General features: G+C 60.3%; 17 protein-coding genes. 7 read left to right on the top strand and 10 right to left on the bottom strand.

The window, feature by feature from the left end:
- Positions 1-69: 69 nt before the first annotated feature.
- A complete protein-coding gene (locus tag AWT76_RS09155) occupies positions 70-381 on the bottom strand; it encodes a hypothetical protein (RefSeq protein ID WP_072246082.1) in 312 nt (103 codons plus the stop codon).
- 1 nt (position 382) lies between these two features.
- Positions 383-1,216, bottom strand: coding sequence for a GAF domain-containing protein (locus AWT76_RS09150; RefSeq protein WP_072246081.1), 834 nt, complete (start codon positions 1,214-1,216; stop codon positions 383-385).
- Positions 1,217-1,447: 231 nt separating this feature from the next.
- On the opposite strand from AWT76_RS09150, the gene AWT76_RS09145 reads away from it, so the two are divergent.
- Entirely contained in the window at positions 1,448-2,731 is a 1,284-nt protein-coding gene (locus tag AWT76_RS09145; protein ID WP_072247610.1) for a DUF3422 family protein, read from the top strand.
- A gap of 54 nt (positions 2,732-2,785) precedes the next feature.
- Here the strand turns inward: AWT76_RS09145 and AWT76_RS16740 are convergent, their stop codons facing one another.
- From AWT76_RS16740 to AWT76_RS09130, 3 genes are all read right to left on the bottom strand, one after another.
- On the bottom strand, positions 2,786-3,193 hold the full coding sequence (locus AWT76_RS16740) for a PIN-like domain-containing protein (RefSeq protein WP_072246080.1): 408 nt from the start codon (positions 3,191-3,193) through the stop codon (positions 2,786-2,788).
- Positions 3,190-3,873: a hypothetical protein gene (locus tag AWT76_RS09135; RefSeq protein WP_072246079.1), complete on the bottom strand. Its 684-nt coding sequence runs from the start codon at positions 3,871-3,873 to the stop codon at positions 3,190-3,192. Before AWT76_RS09135 ends, AWT76_RS16740 begins: the two co-directional genes overlap by 4 nt.
- A 75-nt stretch (positions 3,874-3,948) precedes the next feature.
- On the bottom strand, positions 3,949-5,736 hold the full coding sequence (locus AWT76_RS09130; protein WP_072246078.1) for an ABC transporter transmembrane domain-containing protein: 1,788 nt from the start codon (positions 5,734-5,736) through the stop codon (positions 3,949-3,951).
- A 279-nt stretch (positions 5,737-6,015) separates the two neighbouring features.
- Between AWT76_RS09130 and AWT76_RS09125 the strand changes: the two genes are divergently transcribed.
- Positions 6,016-6,450 (top strand): universal stress protein, encoded by a 435-nt coding sequence (locus tag AWT76_RS09125; RefSeq protein WP_072246077.1) that lies wholly within the window; start codon positions 6,016-6,018, stop codon positions 6,448-6,450.
- A 17-nt stretch (positions 6,451-6,467) separates the two neighbouring features.
- Complete coding sequence (locus AWT76_RS09120) at positions 6,468-7,994, top strand: alanine/glycine:cation symporter family protein (RefSeq protein ID WP_072246076.1); 1,527 nt, start codon at positions 6,468-6,470, stop codon at positions 7,992-7,994.
- Between the two features lie 40 nt (positions 7,995-8,034).
- Here the strand turns inward: AWT76_RS09120 and AWT76_RS09115 are convergent, their stop codons facing one another.
- On the bottom strand, positions 8,035-8,652 hold the full coding sequence (locus tag AWT76_RS09115; RefSeq protein WP_072246075.1) for a class I SAM-dependent methyltransferase: 618 nt from the start codon (positions 8,650-8,652) through the stop codon (positions 8,035-8,037).
- Positions 8,653-8,735: 83 nt separating this feature from the next.
- The gene (locus tag AWT76_RS09110) at positions 8,736-9,068 is read right to left on the bottom strand and encodes a HesB/IscA family protein (protein WP_072246074.1); all 333 of its coding nucleotides are present in this window, start codon (positions 9,066-9,068) and stop codon (positions 8,736-8,738) included.
- Between the two features lie 87 nt (positions 9,069-9,155).
- Between AWT76_RS09110 and AWT76_RS09105 the strand changes: the two genes are divergently transcribed.
- The 4 genes from AWT76_RS09105 to coaD all read left to right on the top strand — a co-directional run bounded on the left by AWT76_RS09105 (position 9,156) and on the right by coaD (position 12,728).
- The gene (locus AWT76_RS09105; RefSeq protein WP_072246073.1) at positions 9,156-10,331 is read left to right on the top strand and encodes a deoxyguanosinetriphosphate triphosphohydrolase; all 1,176 of its coding nucleotides are present in this window, start codon (positions 9,156-9,158) and stop codon (positions 10,329-10,331) included.
- A 133-nt stretch (positions 10,332-10,464) separates the two neighbouring features.
- Positions 10,465-11,640, top strand: a complete 1,176-nt coding sequence (locus AWT76_RS09100; RefSeq protein WP_072247609.1) for a trans-sulfuration enzyme family protein — start codon at positions 10,465-10,467, stop codon at positions 11,638-11,640.
- Between the two features lie 89 nt (positions 11,641-11,729).
- Positions 11,730-12,167, top strand: a complete 438-nt coding sequence (locus AWT76_RS09095) for a CBS domain-containing protein (protein WP_072246072.1) — start codon at positions 11,730-11,732, stop codon at positions 12,165-12,167.
- Between the two features lie 60 nt (positions 12,168-12,227).
- On the top strand, positions 12,228-12,728 hold the full coding sequence (gene coaD, locus AWT76_RS09090; RefSeq protein WP_072246071.1) for a pantetheine-phosphate adenylyltransferase: 501 nt from the start codon (positions 12,228-12,230) through the stop codon (positions 12,726-12,728).
- Here the strand turns inward: coaD and AWT76_RS16975 are convergent.
- The 3 genes from AWT76_RS16975 to AWT76_RS09080 form a co-directional block, all read right to left on the bottom strand.
- Positions 12,716-12,880 (bottom strand): hypothetical protein, encoded by a 165-nt coding sequence (locus AWT76_RS16975; protein WP_176699374.1) that lies wholly within the window; start codon positions 12,878-12,880, stop codon positions 12,716-12,718. The two genes, coaD and AWT76_RS16975, sit on opposite strands and share 13 nt — an antisense overlap.
- A gap of 238 nt (positions 12,881-13,118) precedes the next feature.
- Positions 13,119-13,718: a superoxide dismutase gene (locus tag AWT76_RS09085; RefSeq protein WP_072246070.1), complete on the bottom strand. Its 600-nt coding sequence runs from the start codon at positions 13,716-13,718 to the stop codon at positions 13,119-13,121.
- A gap of 108 nt (positions 13,719-13,826) precedes the next feature.
- Positions 13,827-15,251 (bottom strand): uracil-xanthine permease family protein, encoded by a 1,425-nt coding sequence (locus tag AWT76_RS09080; protein ID WP_072246069.1) that lies wholly within the window; start codon positions 15,249-15,251, stop codon positions 13,827-13,829.
- Positions 15,252-15,257 lie beyond the last annotated feature (6 nt).

Raw genomic sequence — 15,257 nt, 5'->3', positions numbered from 1 at the left:
CAAGCGAACAGAAAAAGCCCCGGCCTTGTGCCGGGGCTTTTACGTTTGCTTATTATGCTAGCCGAATGGTTATGTGATCGATGTCGCTTCGCGATCAAAGACGAAGACAGCCACGGCGCTGCGCTGCACGATTTCTCGTAGGTTGAAAACAGATTCGAGCGTTTGTAGAATCGTCTTTTGCAGGCGTTCGAATTCCTGCATGTCCTGCAAGGTGTCAAAGCGTGCCAAAAGCGTTACGTTTCCATCCTTGTGCAAAAGAATACTGAGACTGACGATATTCGAGTCTGCAATACTTCCGCCGAGTTCTTGTGACAGATGGCCGACCCCGATCTTTGCAGCTTCGAGAGACGGGAATTTCAGTGTATAGACCTTCGAATACATGTCAGTCTTCTTCGATTGTCATCATATCAAGCATTGACGACAGCAAGGCTTCGTTATGGATGGGTGCCGCGCGTTGCTTGTATTGTGATGGCCCCAAACCTTGGCCGGTTTTCACAGAATTGCCCTTGTCGCTTAGGCACAGAGCGCCGTCTTGCAACATGGCCAGACCCAAGGACAAAAGCGCCTCGCGGCTATCGTGGCGAACCGGCAGTCCCATACATAGGTTTAGAAAGGCCCGCGCGGTCGCAAGCGTGGTCACGCCTTGATCCTGCAAGGATGCCATTAGGTGCTCGCAGTTCTTGGCCCTGGTTTCTTGATGATCGGTCTGAAGCTGAATGGTTAGGGTCATATCGGCGGCAACCCCGGTCAAAAGCTCTACCTGTGCCGCGTCCAGCGTGCGCGGTGTGAAATCGACCAAGCAGACCGTGCCAAGAACATATCCCTCTGGCGTGACCAAGGGGAAACCCGCCCAAAAGACCCAAGGCGGCGTATCATGCACAAGCGGATGATCCTTGAACGTGGGGTGCACCCGCATATCGTTAACGATGAAGGGTTTGGTCGTCGCCAACGCGTGTTGGCAAATCGTTTCCTGCCGGGGGACTTCGGTTGCACCGGTCAGGCAGCCTTGGAAGTTCTCTGACAAGAAATACTGGCGCGCCTCGTCGATCAGGCCGGTATAGGATACCGGCACCTGACCAATATGCCGAAATAATTTGGTATACAGGTCAAAGCGCGCTTTGTTGTCCGTGCCGATCAGGCCAGAGCGTTTTACACTTTGTAGCCTGTTGGTTTCATTCGCCGGCAATCGCGCCGGTTGAAAACCTTCGGCTGTCATGTCGAACCCCTTTTTGTATACTTAAATAAACGAGTTTTCTTGGCGCAATCTTAGGGGCCAAAGAGGATAGCTGGAAAAATGGCTAAAGAAAGCTGAACGCCCGTCGATCTTGGGCTTGACCGGTGTTGCCCGCTTGCAAGTATGCGCCGGGACACCGCGCGCAGGCTTTTCTTTGCGGCGGCGCAGAATATGCTTTAAGGGCAGTCCGACATGCCAACCAAGGTCAGCCCCATGCCGCCCATTCAGGACCATCCCGACCGCTACGCCATGGTCAACGAGTTGCACGCACGCCCGGCGGCCAAGATCACGGCACCGGCGACGGCGACCTTTTTGGCCATCAAGCCGCCGCGCTTTGCCGCCAAACGCTCGCGCAGCGATGACCGCGCGCATTTGTTGGCGCTTCTGGACCGGCACGGCGCGGCGCACCCGGCCCCCGATGCCACGCATTTCTCGACCGATATGGGCCGCTACCACATGAAGTGGGAAAGCCATACAGAGTTCGTGACCTATACCACGTTTGAGCAGGGCCTGACCGACCGGCCCTTTGACCCCTCCAGTTTCGATGTCTACCCGGCCGACTGGCTGGGGGCTGCGCCGGGCAATCGGCTGACTTCTATCATCATGCGCATAGAGGTGATGCCGGATGACACCGCCAGCATGATCGAAAAGATGCTGGAGTGGTTCGTGCCCGAAAGCCTTGCGGCATCGAGCGTGCTGGACGGGGTGGCAGTGATCGCCAGCGACTTCCGAATAGATGCGGCGGGCCATATCCGCATGGCGATGTTCGTCAAACCCGGCACCGGCGGGCGGCGCGTGGGCCGCATTGTCCAGCGCATGTGCGAGATTGAGACCTACAAGACCATCTCCATGCTGGGGCTGCTGCGCGCGCGCGCCATGTCGCCGCAGATGGGCGCGCTGGATGATGAGCTGACACGGCTGACGCGGGCCATGAATGACGGCGCGTCTCGGTCCGAGGAGACGCTGGAAGCGCTTCTGCGCATTTCGTCCGAGTTGGAGAATATGGTCGTCGAATCGTCGTTCCGGTTTGGCGCGACGGGCGCCTATGAGGCGTTGGTGCATCAACGCATCGACGTGCTGCGCGAGGCGCGGTTCAATGGCCGCCAGACCCTGCATGAATTCATGATGCGCCGCTTCGACCCGGCCATGCGCACGGTGAAATCCGCCGAAGGGCGCTTGGCGAAAATGGCCGAACGCGCCATGCGGGCGGGGCAGTTGCTATCGACGCGGGTGGATGTGGAACGCTCTGCCCAGAATCAGGAATTGCTGGCCAGCATGGACAAACGCGCCGACCTGCAACTGCGCCTGCAACACACGGTCGAGGGGCTGTCGGTGGTCGCCATCAGCTATTATGCGGTGAATTTGGTGGCCTATCTGGTCATGCCCTTGGCGGAACCTGCGGGCGTGTCGAAACCCGTCGCCATGGCGGTGCTGGCGCCCGTGGTGGTGCTGGGGGTCTGGGGGATGGTGCGGCGGATCAGGGCGAAGTTTGAGTGAGCTTGGAATAGAATTCACGAGATCGTTGTTAAGCTTGATTTTATAATCTCTAGTTCAAAGCGGAAGAATCTTGATCTTTGATGACTGATTGATTGAAAGTTCGACCAAGTATGGAGCGGCTATCTTCGAAGTGAAATCAAGTACATCGTCCCATCTTGCTACGATATTTCCGCAACATTTCCCCATTGGGGTCTTTTGATAGGCAGGAGCTAGCAATACTCCTTTCAATTTTGCACGGCGGTATGCTGTCCGTTCGGCAGGGTTTTTTCTTATGCGACCATCACCAGAAATGATTAGCCAGTCTTCACCCGTTGCAGAAAGATGTTCGATCCACTCAACGTCTGGTTTCTTGTGTAAACCGAGATCGCGCGCATGGTAAACCTCATGGGGAGTTCGCAACAAATAGCCACCCAAAGTGCTCGCCATAACTGGGGATGTGCAATTATCAAAGTAGACTTTCAAGCCGCCATACCATGGAATGAATTTTCAAAATTGACTGCCCTTTGAATATGCTTTTTATCAACCATCCAAGCTTTTGCCGCTTTTGAAATGCTTCCTTCGGCAGTGACCGCATTCGCGAGAACAGAAGTTGGAATTCCTGTCTCGTGTTCGATTGGCTGCCCAAAAGAAACGCTTGGATCAATAACGATACCAGCATTCTGGGATTGGACCCACCATCGCTTGGGCGAAATGCCTTCAAATTCTACATCTTTAAGACTGCGTTCCATGATCTTTGAAAACGCGTACTGTCTTTTGAACAAGTCGAGAAGTTTTTTGTCTTCTTCGCCTTGCGCAATCTCTAAGAAAATTGTTCGACCATCAGTCCTGAATCTGGTTGTTGACAACGGTCGCTCATTGTCGACCAGATCTCTTGCAAGAACAATCGCTCTCCTCACTGTTTGTGGGGATACTCCGGCAAGTATGAACTGATTGGCAGCGCGAACTTCCATCAAGTCGTAGAAGCTTAAATATACACGATTATCCTGCAAGTCCACTTGAGGCGTCCAGAGTGCCTCATAGCATATACCATTCCGCTCGTAGCCATGAAGCCAACGCTTGATTTTGGTGGTTGGAACACCAAGCAAGCGCTGTGCTTCAGAGGCAGTATAAAGCCCAATACCTACGAGATCAGTGTCAATCATAGTTTGGGTGTAGTCTTTGGCGAGCCGATTTGGCAAGTCACAAGTACTAACTCGTGACCGAATTCTCGTGATCCATCACGCCGCCCGATCCGCCGTGAACTGCAACCGCGCCAGTCGCGCGTATAGCCCGCCCTCGGCCACCAATTCGTCATGCCGCCCCTGCGCGACGATGCGGCCTTCCTCGAATACCACGATCCGGTCGGCTTGCTTCACGGTTGCCAGCCGGTGAGCGATCACCAGCGTCGTGCGGCCTTGCGACAGCTTGTCGACCGCCTTTTGCACCAAAGCCTCTGACTCGGCATCCAGCGCCGAGGTTGCCTCGTCCAAAAGCAAAATAGGCGCGTCGCGCAGGATAGCGCGGGCGATGGCGATGCGTTGGCGTTGCCCGCCCGACAGCATCACCCCGCGCTCGCCCAATTCGGTCATGTAGCCCTTGGGCAGCTTTTCGATGAACTCATCGGCGGCAGCGGCGGTTGCTGCGTCCTTCACCTCTGCATCGGTGGCACCGGGCCGCCCGAAACGGATGTTTTCCAAGGCAGAGGTGGCAAAGATCATCGGGTCTTGCGGCACCAGCGCCATGACTTGCCGGAAATCGGTGCGCGCCATGTCGCGCAGGTCCATCCCGTCGATCATGACCTTGCCTGCTGCCGGGTCATAAAACCGCATCAGCAGTTGCAGGATGGTCGTCTTGCCCGCGCCCGACGGGCCGACAAGCGCCACGGTTTCGCCCGGTTGCACATCAAGCGTGACACCGTTCAGCGCGCGCATGTCGGGCCGTGTGGGGTAGTTGAAGGTCACGTCCTGAAGCCGCACGGCCCCCCGCGCGGGGCGGGGCAGGGCCTTTGGGGCGTCAGGGTCCAGCACCGTGTCGATGGCGGTCAGAAGTTCCACCAGCCGTTCGGTCGCGCCCGCCGCGCGCTGCAATTCGGACCAGATTTCGGACAAAGCGCCCACGGACCCCGCGACGATCACGGCGTAGATGACGAATTGCGCCAATTCGCCCGGCGTCATGATGCCTGCCGACACATCGCGCGCGCCCACCCAAAGCGTGCCCAGAATGCCCGCAAAGACAAGGAAAATGACCACGACCGTCAGCGCTGCGCGGGTGAAGATGCGCTTGCGCGCCACGTCAAAGCTGATCTCTGTCACGCGGTCGAATTCGGCGCGGCTGGCGGCCTCTGCGGTGTTGGCCTGCACGGTTTGCACGGCGCTAAGTGCTTCGGATGCATTGCCGGAACTGGCGGCGATCCAATCTTGGTTCTCGCGCGACAGCTTGCGCAGCTTGCGCCCCATGACCACGATCGGCACGATGATGACCGGCACCATCAGCAGCACGAAGCCGGTCAGCTTGGCACTGGTCAGGGCCAGCAGCGCCAGCCCGCCGATCAGCATCAGCGCATTGCGCAGCGCGATGGACACGGAAGAGCCGATGACCGACTGGATCAGCGTGGTGTCGGTGGTCAGGCGCGACAGCACCTCGCCCGTCATGATGCGTTCGTAAAAGGCGGGCGAGCGGTCGATCACGCGGGCAAAGAGCGCCTTGCGGATATCGGCCACAATGCGTTCACCCAAGCGGGTCACGAAATAATACCGCAACCCCGTGCCAAGTGCTAACAGCCCCGCCAGCCCCAAGGCCGCGCCGAAATACTGGTTCAGCATGGCCATTTCGCGCGCTTCGAACCCGTCAACCACGCGGCGCACGGCCAAGGGCAGCGCCAGCGTGATCGCGGCGGTCGAAACCAGCGCCACAATCGCCACGATCAGCAGTTTGCGATACGGTCTGATGAAGGGCCAAAGACCGCGTAGGGCCGATAGGTTCTTCGATTTGGCCCGCGCATCGCGCTCGGCAGTCGTGTCGGTCATGGCGGTTGGCTCTTGTTGTTGCCGGGAATGTGTAGTCAAGCGCCGCCTTTGGGGCAAGCCCTTGGCCGCACCCATCACGCCGCGGGCTGCGGCAATCGGGCGCGGCTAAGGCCGGGGACGTATACACGGGGTGCGCGCAAGATTCGTCGCTTTTGGGCATTCCGTGTCGGTTTTTTCCGCAGGGGTGCCGGTCATGCGGGGAATTTTCGGAAAATTGTGTGTCACATATTTGTTATTCCGCCGTCACTGACGGATTGGGTCAGACAACAGGAGAGTGTTATGACAGAAATATATCTTGTCGCGGTGGATGGCAGCAGCGCCAGCCACCGGGCGCTGCGCTATACTGCGGAACGGGCCAAAGCTTCTGGCGCCAAAGTGGTGCTGGCGCATGTGCTGGAATGGTCGCCCTATTCCTTTTTGACAAAAGAAGAACTGGAAGAACGCCATGCCCGGCGCAAGCAGGAAGTGGCGCGCGCGGAAACGATCGTGCTGGGGCCGATGCAGAAAATCCTGGCGGATCAAGGTTTGGACGCGCAGAGCGTGGTGCGCTACGGCCATGTAACCGAAACCCTGTGCGAGATTGCCAAGGAGTTCAACGCCACGCAGATCGTGGTCGGGCGGATGGGCCAGTCGGGGCTGACCGCGCGGTTGTTCGGCTCTGTGGCTGGCACGCTGGCTCAGGCTGCGCCGGTGCCTTGCACCATCGTCCCATAATGCCCGGAGGCAAGCACATGAAAAAGTTAACTTTTGCCACTTTGTTGGCACTTCTGGCCGCAGGCCGCGCACAGGCCAATATCGGAGAGACGATTGACGGTGTCTTCTCTGCCTCTACCGGGTGGTTCGTGGCCCTGATCTTCGCAAACCTGCCGGGCACAAATGTTCCATGGATCGTGGGCTGGCTGGTGATCGGTGCGGTGGTCTTCTCGCTCTATTTCGGCTTTATCCAGTTTCGGGCCTTTGGCCATGCCTTGGCGCTTGTGCGCGGCAAGTATTCCGACCCGAAAGACGCGGGCGAGGTCAGCCATTTCCAAGCGCTGGCCACCGCGCTTTCGGGCACCGTTGGGCTTGGCAACATTGCCGGTGTGGCCGTGGCCGTCAGCATTGGCGGGGCCGGGGCCACGTTCTGGATGATCCTTGCGGGCATTCTGGGGATGGCGACCAAGTTCACCGAATGCACCTTGGGCGTGAAATACCGCAACGAATACCCTGATGGCACCGTGTCGGGTGGCCCGATGTATTACCTTGAAAAAGGGTTCCGCGAGCGCGGCTTGCCCTTGGGCAAGTTCATGGCGGTGTTGTTTTCCATCTTCTGCGTGTTGGGCGCATTGGGGGGCGGCAACATGTTTCAGGCCAACCAAGCCGCAAGCCAGGTGCAAAGCGTGCTGGGCGTGCCCGCCTGGGTGACGGGGCTGGTGCTGGCGGGCATCGTGTTCGTCGTGATTATCGGCGGCATCAAATCCATCGCGCGGGTCACGGAAAAGGTCGTGCCCTTCATGGGCGTGGGCTACGTGCTGGTCGGGCTGCTGATCTTGTTTGCCAATGCAGATATGATCCTCTGGGCCTTTGGCGAAATCTTCCGAGGTGCGTTTACCGATACCGGCATTGTCGGCGGGATCATTGGCGCGATCATTCAAGGCTTCCGCCGCGCAGCATTTTCGAACGAGGCCGGGATCGGGTCTTCGGCGATTGCCCATTCGGCCGTGCGGACCAAGGAACCGATTACCGAGGGCTTCGTGTCGCTGCTGGAGCCGTTCATCGACACCGTGATCGTCTGCACCATGACCGCGCTGGTCATTGTCATCACGCAACAGTTGATGATCGACGCTGAAACCGGGCGCTACATTCTGAATGACGCGGGCGGCATTGCCACCGTGGGCAATGTCGAAGCGGGCGTGCCGCTGACCTCTGCGGCCTTTGGGGCGGCGTTTTCTTGGGCGCCTTACGCCTTGTCCGTCGCGGTGTTCCTGTTTGCGTTTTCGACGATGATTACATGGTCTTACTATGGCATGAAGGGCTGGACCTACCTGTTTGGCGAAGGCAAGAGCAAGGAAATGATCTTCAAGGTCATTTTCTGCTTCTTCGTCTTTGTTGGGGCCGTTTCCAGCCTTGGGTCGGTGCTGAACTTCTCGGATGCGGCGCTGTTCGCCATGGGCGTGGTCAACGTGATCGGGCTGTATCTGCTGATGCCGATCGTCAAGCGAGAGCTGAAAAGCTACATGGACCGGCTGAAATCGGGCGAGATTAAAGCCTATAAGTAACACCAGAAAACCGGGCCGCTCTGGCCCGGTTTTTTCTACCTCAGGCGGCTTTTTCCATGCGCAGGAAGGTAAACAGGCCCAGCTTGGTCAGGTGCTTTTCCTCGACAAGGCTAAGCGCATCCACCCCAAGAACGCGGTCCTTGGGGAAGTTGGAATGCCAGCCCAGATAATCGGCAAAGGGCGCGAATTTGCGTTCGAACCACGCAAGCCAGCCTTCATCGCGGGCGAAATGGTTGACCACCAGAATTTGCCCGCCGGGTTTGCACACGCGCGCCATTTCCAACATGACCTGTTCGGGGTCCGGCACGACCGAAATCAGGTGCATCGCCACCACGGTGTCGAAGCTGTTATCCGGAAACTCTAGTTTGCGTGCGTCCATCTGGCGCAATTCGCGCACATGGGTCAGGTTCTCTTCGGCAACTTTGGCGCGGGCGCGTTGCAGCATATCCTCGGAAAAATCTATTCCCGTGACGGTCACACCGGGCGCATAGAACGGCAGGGCCAGCCCTGTGCCCACGCCCACTTCCAGCACATCGCCGCCGATCTGGTTGGCGACCTTGGTGGCGTGATGGCGCCCGGCATGGGTGATCTTGCCAAAAGTTGCGTCATAAATCGGGGCCCAGCGTTTGTAGCTGGAGGTAATCGCTTCGGGTTTCATGTATCTCTCCCTATTGCCCGCAGGATCACGGAGCTTTGGAGAAATTTCAACCCGCTATACAGCTTTTGCCCATGACGTGCGCGTTACATCGAGAAACTGATGCCACAACCGCAACTGGAAGAGGCATTCGGGTTGTCGATCACGAAACGCGCGCCGATCAGGTCTTCGGAAAAGTCGATCACGGCGTTTTCCAGAAAGGGCAGCGACACAGGGTCGACCAGCACCTTGTAGCCGCCCTTTTCCAGCACAAGATCATCCTCTGCCGGGTCATCGAAGCGGATGTCATACTGAAAGCCCGAACAGCCGCCGCCATCGACGGCAACGCGCAGGGCCTTGACCTCGCCCGCGTCTTCGGCAATCTCGGCCAAGCGGGCAAAGGCCCGGTCACTGACGCGGGGGGGGATGGCGAAGGACATTGAAAGCGCCTTTTCCTGTCATATTCCCGATAACTCCACTCTGATATAAGCGTGCAGAGCGCGCGGGGCAAGCCGGACGGAGAAATCATGCTCAAACCCTATGCCACCCAGCCCGACCAGTCGCGGGGCCGCGCGCACGCGGAAGCGATGAGCACCTTCCGCTCGCCCTTTCAACGCGACCGCGACCGGATTATCCATTCCAGCGCGTTCCGGCGGCTGAAGCACAAGACACAAGTGTTCATCGAACATGAGGGCGACTATTACCGCACCCGCCTGACCCATTCGATAGAAGTGGCACAGGTCGCGCGCACGCTGGCCTCCGCCTTGGGGCTGAACACCGATCTGGCCGAAGCCATTGCGCTGGCGCATGATCTGGGCCACCCGCCCTTTGGCCATACGGGCGAGGACGCGCTCTGCGCATTGATGGCCCCCTATGGCGGCTTTGACCACAACGCTCAAGCCCTGCGCATCGTGACCAAACTGGAACGCCATTACGCCGATTTCGACGGGCTGAACCTGACATGGGAAACGCTGGAAGGGATCGCCAAGCATAACGGCCCGGTGACGGATGCCGCAGGCGCGCCGCTGAAAGACGGGGTGCTGCCCTATGCGCTGGCCGAATGCAATGCAGCCTTCGATCTGGAATTGTCGGGCTATGCCAGCGCCGAAGCACAGGTCGCCGCCATTGCCGATGACATCGCCTATAACCACCATGATTTGCACGATGGTTTGCGGTCGGGCCTGTTTACCGAAGCTGACCTGATGGACCTGCCGATCACCGGCCCGGCCTTTGCCGAGGTTGACCGGCTTTATCCGGGGCTGGAGGTGATGCGCCGCCGCCATGAGGCGCTGCGCCGCGTGTTCGGGGTGATGGTCGAGGATGTGCTGCTGGTGGCAGGCACGCGGCTGGGACCGGCGGATCTGCGCTCGGCGCAGGATATCCGCGATCTGGGGCTGACGATTATCCGGTTTTCCGACCGCCTGTTCCGCGAATTGAAGGTGATCCGGCAGTTCCTGTTCACCCGCATGTATCGTGCGCCCAGCGTGGTCGAAATGCGCGCCAAGGTGACCGCCATGGTCGAGGAGTTGTTCCCTTTGTTCATGGCGCGGCCCGACCTGTTGCCGGCGGAATGGCGGCTGGATGTGGCGCAGGCCGCCGATGAGACGGCGCTGGCGCGGATCGTGGCGGATTATGTGTCGGGGATGACCGACCGTTTTGCCATTCAGGAACACGCGCGGCTGGTTGGGGCGCCTGATCGGTAAAGGGGGCGCCGCACGCCCCCCATCGAGGGGGCCGCGCGGCGGCGCGTGAAACGCGCGGGGGCTTTGCCCCCGTTGCGCGTGCCGCGCAACTCCCCCAGGATATTTAGGCAAGGATGAAACAAGGGAGATGGTGATGAGTGAGCATGAGAGCCTGGTGCGGCGGATGGGTTGGCCTGAAAGCGTATCGCGGGCTGTGGGAACACCGATCCAGCCTTCGGTGGTGTATGCCTCTCCCGACCCCGACACGCTGGATGCCCAATACGAGGGCCGCGCGCAGGGGTATACCTATGCGCGCGAGGGGCACCCCAATGCCGATGTGTTGGCCCGCAAGATTGACCAGATGGAAGGGGCGACAGGGGGGGTCGTGCTGGGGTCCGGCATGGCGGCGGTCGCGGCGGTGCTGATGGGGCTGACGCGCGCGGGCGATCATGTGCTGGGGGGCGACCAGCTCTACGGGCGGTCCTTGCGGCTTATGCGCGAGGATCTGCCGCGTCTGGGCGTGGCGACATCGCTGGCCGATCCGACCGATGCGGCGGCCTTTCTGGCAGCGCTCCGGCCTGAAACGAAGCTGATCCTGCTAGAGGTGGTGTCGAACCCCACGCTGCGCGTGGCGGATTTGGCGGCGATTATCGACGGGGCGCAGGCGCGGGGCGTGCTGGTGGTGGTGGACAATACCTTTACCACGCCGCGCGGCTACCGCCCGTTTGACCATGGCGCGGATATTGTCGTGCATTCGGTCACGAAGATGCTGGCCGGGCATTCGGACGCGACCTTGGGCTATGTTGCCGCCCGCGACGCGAGCCATCGCAAAGCGATTTACGATTTCGCCGTGACCGTGGGCTTTACCCCCAGCCCCTTCGATTGCTGGCTGGCCGAGCGGGGGCTCTATTCATTCGAGCTGCGCTATGACCGGGCCGAGGCGAATGCGGCAGCCTTGGCCGATCATATCGCGGGCCTGCCGGGGGTAAGCCGTGTGCTATACCCCACGCGCCCTGACCACCCCGACCATAACCGGGCCGTGGCGCTGCTGGGCGCGCGCGGCGGCCATATGGTTAGTTTCGAGATTGGCGGCGGGCGCGCGGCGGCCAACCGGCTGACGCAGGCCGCGCCAAACATCGCCTTTGCGCCCACCTTGGGGGATATCGGCACAACACTGTCGCATCCGGCCAGTTCTTCGCACCGGGCGCTGGGGCCCGAGGGGCGCGCGGCGCTTGGTATCTCGGAAGGGTTCTTCCGGGTGTCGGTCGGGGTGGAAGATATTGGGATGCTGTGTTCCGAGTTCGAGACGGCGATCCGCGCTGCGACGTGATCGCTACGCTTGACAGCGATGGGCCTGCTGGCGGATGCTGTGGCACGGTGTCGCACATGTTGCGGCCCGCCAGCGAAGGAGGAATGCCCATGCTTGTCAGTCAGATCGTGCGCAACAAAGCCGGAAGCGGCGGGGTGGTCACCTTGCCGCGCGGCGCGTCGCTGGAACAGGCCGCGCAGCTTTTATCGGAAAAGCGGATCGGGGCGGTGGTCATCTCGGATGACGGTGTGACGGTGGCGGGAATCTTGTCCGAGCGCGATATCGTGCGTGAATTGGGCAAGCGCGGCGCCGCTTGCATGGCCGACAAGGTCGATTCCGTCATGACGCGCGATGTGTTCGGCTGTGCGCCAGAGGATGACGCCGATGTGGTGTTGCAGACCATGACCGCGAAACGCTTTCGCCATTTGCCGGTGATGGAGGATGGCCGCATGATCGCGCTGATTTCGATCGGGGACGTGGTTGCGGGCCGTTTGTCGGAACTGCAACTGGAGAAAGACGCGCTGACCGGCATGATCGCGGGCTATTGACGCCAAGGGTTGCGTTTTGCCGCGCAATATTGTTGCGTGTGCCAAAACGCGAGGGACAGAATGCGCATCGGATTATACCCCGGAACCTTTGACCCGCTGACGCTGGGTCATGTCGATATCATAACGCGCGCGGCACAATTGGTGGACCGTCTGGTGATTGGCGTGGCGATCAACCGCGACAAGGGACCGTTGTTCAGTCTGGAAGAACGCGTGAGGATGATCGAGGCCGAGGTGTCGGAGCTGTCGCGCCGCACCGGGGTCGAGATTGTGGCCCATCCGTTCGAGAACCTGCTGATTGACTGCGCCCATGACGTGGGCGCGACGATCATCATTCGCGGTCTGCGCGCGGTCACGGATTTCGAATATGAATTCCAGATGGTCGGCATGAACCGCGCGATGGATGACAGCGTGGAAACGGTGTTCCTGATGGCAGAGGCCCGCCATCAGGCGATTGCATCGAAACTGGTCAAGGAAATTGCCCGGCTGGGCGGGGATGTCACGAAATTCGTGCCCCCCGCGATCAGGGCATCGCTGCTAGCGAAGCTGGATCAGCGCCCGTAAACGGCCTGCGCCGCGATCTTGGCGGCGTCGGGTTTGTAGATATCAAGGTCGATTGCCACGTCGAGCGGCATGGCTTCCAGTTCCGCCTTGGTGCGGGCATAGGCGGCGCGTTGCTTCAGGCGGGTCTGCAGGGTTTCGAGAAGCGCGGTCATGTCAGGCTCCTTTCGGTGTTTGCGGCAACTTGCCCCAGAGATGGGCCATGCTGCGGCGCAGCACAAGCCACAGGGATGCAAAGCCGCGTTGCATGGGATGCAAGGGTTGGGGGCAAACGGGGCAGCATGGCCAAGCTCTGGTGCGGCAGGCGGTGCCCTTGTCCTGCCACATGATGGGGTCAGATCATGAAAAAGGGCGCCCAGTTGGGGCGCCCTTTTGCTGTGCGATTGTGTTGGGTCACATCCGCGATGCGACGTTTTCCCAGTTCACCAGCTTTTCAAGGAAGTTCGACAGGTACGCCGGGCGCTTGTTGCGGAAGTCGATGTAGTAGCTGTGCTCCCACACGTCGCAGCCCAGCAGGGCAGTCTGACCAAAGCACAGCGGGTTCACGCCGTTTTCGGTCTTGGTCACGCGCAGCGAGCCATCCTTGTCTTTGACCAGCCAGCACCAGCCAGAGCCGAACTGGCCCGCGCCCGCAGCGGCGAAATCTTCTTTGAACTTGTCGACAGAGCCGAAGCTTTCAACCAGCGCTTTTTCCAGCTCTCCCGGCATGCCGCCGGTGCCCGGGCCCATCATCTCCCAGAACTGGACGTGGTTCCAGTGCTGGCTGGCATTGTTGAAGATGCCCGACTGCGCCACCGCGCCCGACTGGTAGGTGCCGGTGATGATATCTTCCAGCGATTTGCCTTCCCACTCGGTCCCGGCGATCAGCTTGTTGCCATTGTCGACATAGGCCTTGTGGTGGATGTCATGGTGGAATTCCAGCGTCTCGGCGCTCATACCCAGATCGGCCAGCGCGTCATGGGCGTAGGGAAGGTCGGGAAGCTCAAAAGCCATGGTGTTCCTCGTCTTTCGTTATGGTTTCGCTGCCCCTTATAAGAGACCTGTGCCCGCAACCGTCAAGGGGCGGCGGGCAAAAACCCCCGCGCGCCCGGTGCGGTCGGCTTAGCCTTTGCGGTCGGCGGGGTGCAGCCCCGCGCCACTGCCATGCAGCCCGCCAGAGACTTCTTCGGTCGCTTCCCCAGCCAGTTCCTGCGGCAGGATCAGGTTTAGCAGAATGGCGATGAAGGCCGCGGGCAGGATGCCGGATGTCAGCAGCACGCGCGGCGTGTCGGGCAGGTGTTGCAGCGCCGACGGTTCCAGTTGCAGCCCCAGCCCCAGCGACAGTGCGATGGCGAAGATCACCATGTTGCGGCGGTTCCAATGCACGTCCGACAGCATGGAGATCCCGGCGGCCACGACCATGCCGAACATCACGATCACGCCGCCGCCCAGCACTTCGATGGGGACGGTGGAAATGACCGCGCCCACCTTCGGAAACAGCCCCGCAACCACCAGCAGCACCGCGCCAAAGGTCACGACATGGCGCGACATGACGCCGGTCATGGCAATCAGGCCCACATTCTGGCTGAAGCTGGTATTGGGCAGCGCGCCGAACAGGCCCGATACGGCGGTGCCCAGACCATCGGCATAGGTGGCACCCGCGATTTCGCGGTCGGTCGCCTCACGCCCCGCGCCGCCCTTGGCAATGCCCGACACATCGCCCACGGTTTCGACCGCCGACACAAATGCCATGGCGCAAAAGCCAATGATCGCGGCGGTGCTGAATTCCATCCCGAAATGGAAAGGGTTGGGCAGCGCGAAGGCGGCTGCGCGGCCAACACTGTCAAAGCTGACCATGCCAAGCGCGAAGGCCAGCGCGTAGCCCGCCAACAAGCCCAGCAGCACCGCCGAAATGGCCAACATGCCGCGTGTGAAGAATTTCAGCCCCAGCGTGACAAAGATCACCACCAACGCCACTGTCCAGCTTTGCAGGTTGCCGAAGGCTTCTGTTCCCATGGCGGGCACGCCGCCGGCGGCATATTGCACGCCCACCTGCACCAGTGCCAAACCGATCATGGTCACGACCAACCCCGTGACCAAGGGCGGCAGCGCAAAGCGAATGCGCCCGATCACCAATCCCAGCGCGGCATGAAACAGCCCGCCCACAAGGATGCCGCCCATGACGGCCGCCATCGCATCCACCCCTTTGCCCGCAACCAACGGGATCATGATGGGGATGAAGGCGAAAGATGTGCCTTGCACAATGGGCATACGCGCGCCTACGGGGCCGAAAGTGATGGTCTGGAACAGTGTTGCCACGCCCGCCATGAACATCGACATCTGGATCATGTAGATCAGGTTTGGAAACTCGGGCGAGTTCGACCCAAAGCCGAAGCCCGCAGCCCCCGCCACGATGATCGCGGGGGTGACGTTCGACACGAACATTGCCAGCACATGCTGCACGCCCAGCGGGATCGCCTTGTGTATGGGGGGCATGTAATCCACATCGCGTAGCTGTTCGGGCGTGCCAAGGGTGTTGTCTGCCATTGTCTG

This window comes from Roseibaca calidilacus, assembly GCF_001517585.1.
Classification (GTDB): Bacteria; Pseudomonadota; Alphaproteobacteria; order Rhodobacterales; family Rhodobacteraceae; genus Roseinatronobacter; species Roseinatronobacter calidilacus.
Note: the sequence above shows the minus strand (reverse complement) of the source record. Positions and strands in the feature narration are given on the sequence as shown.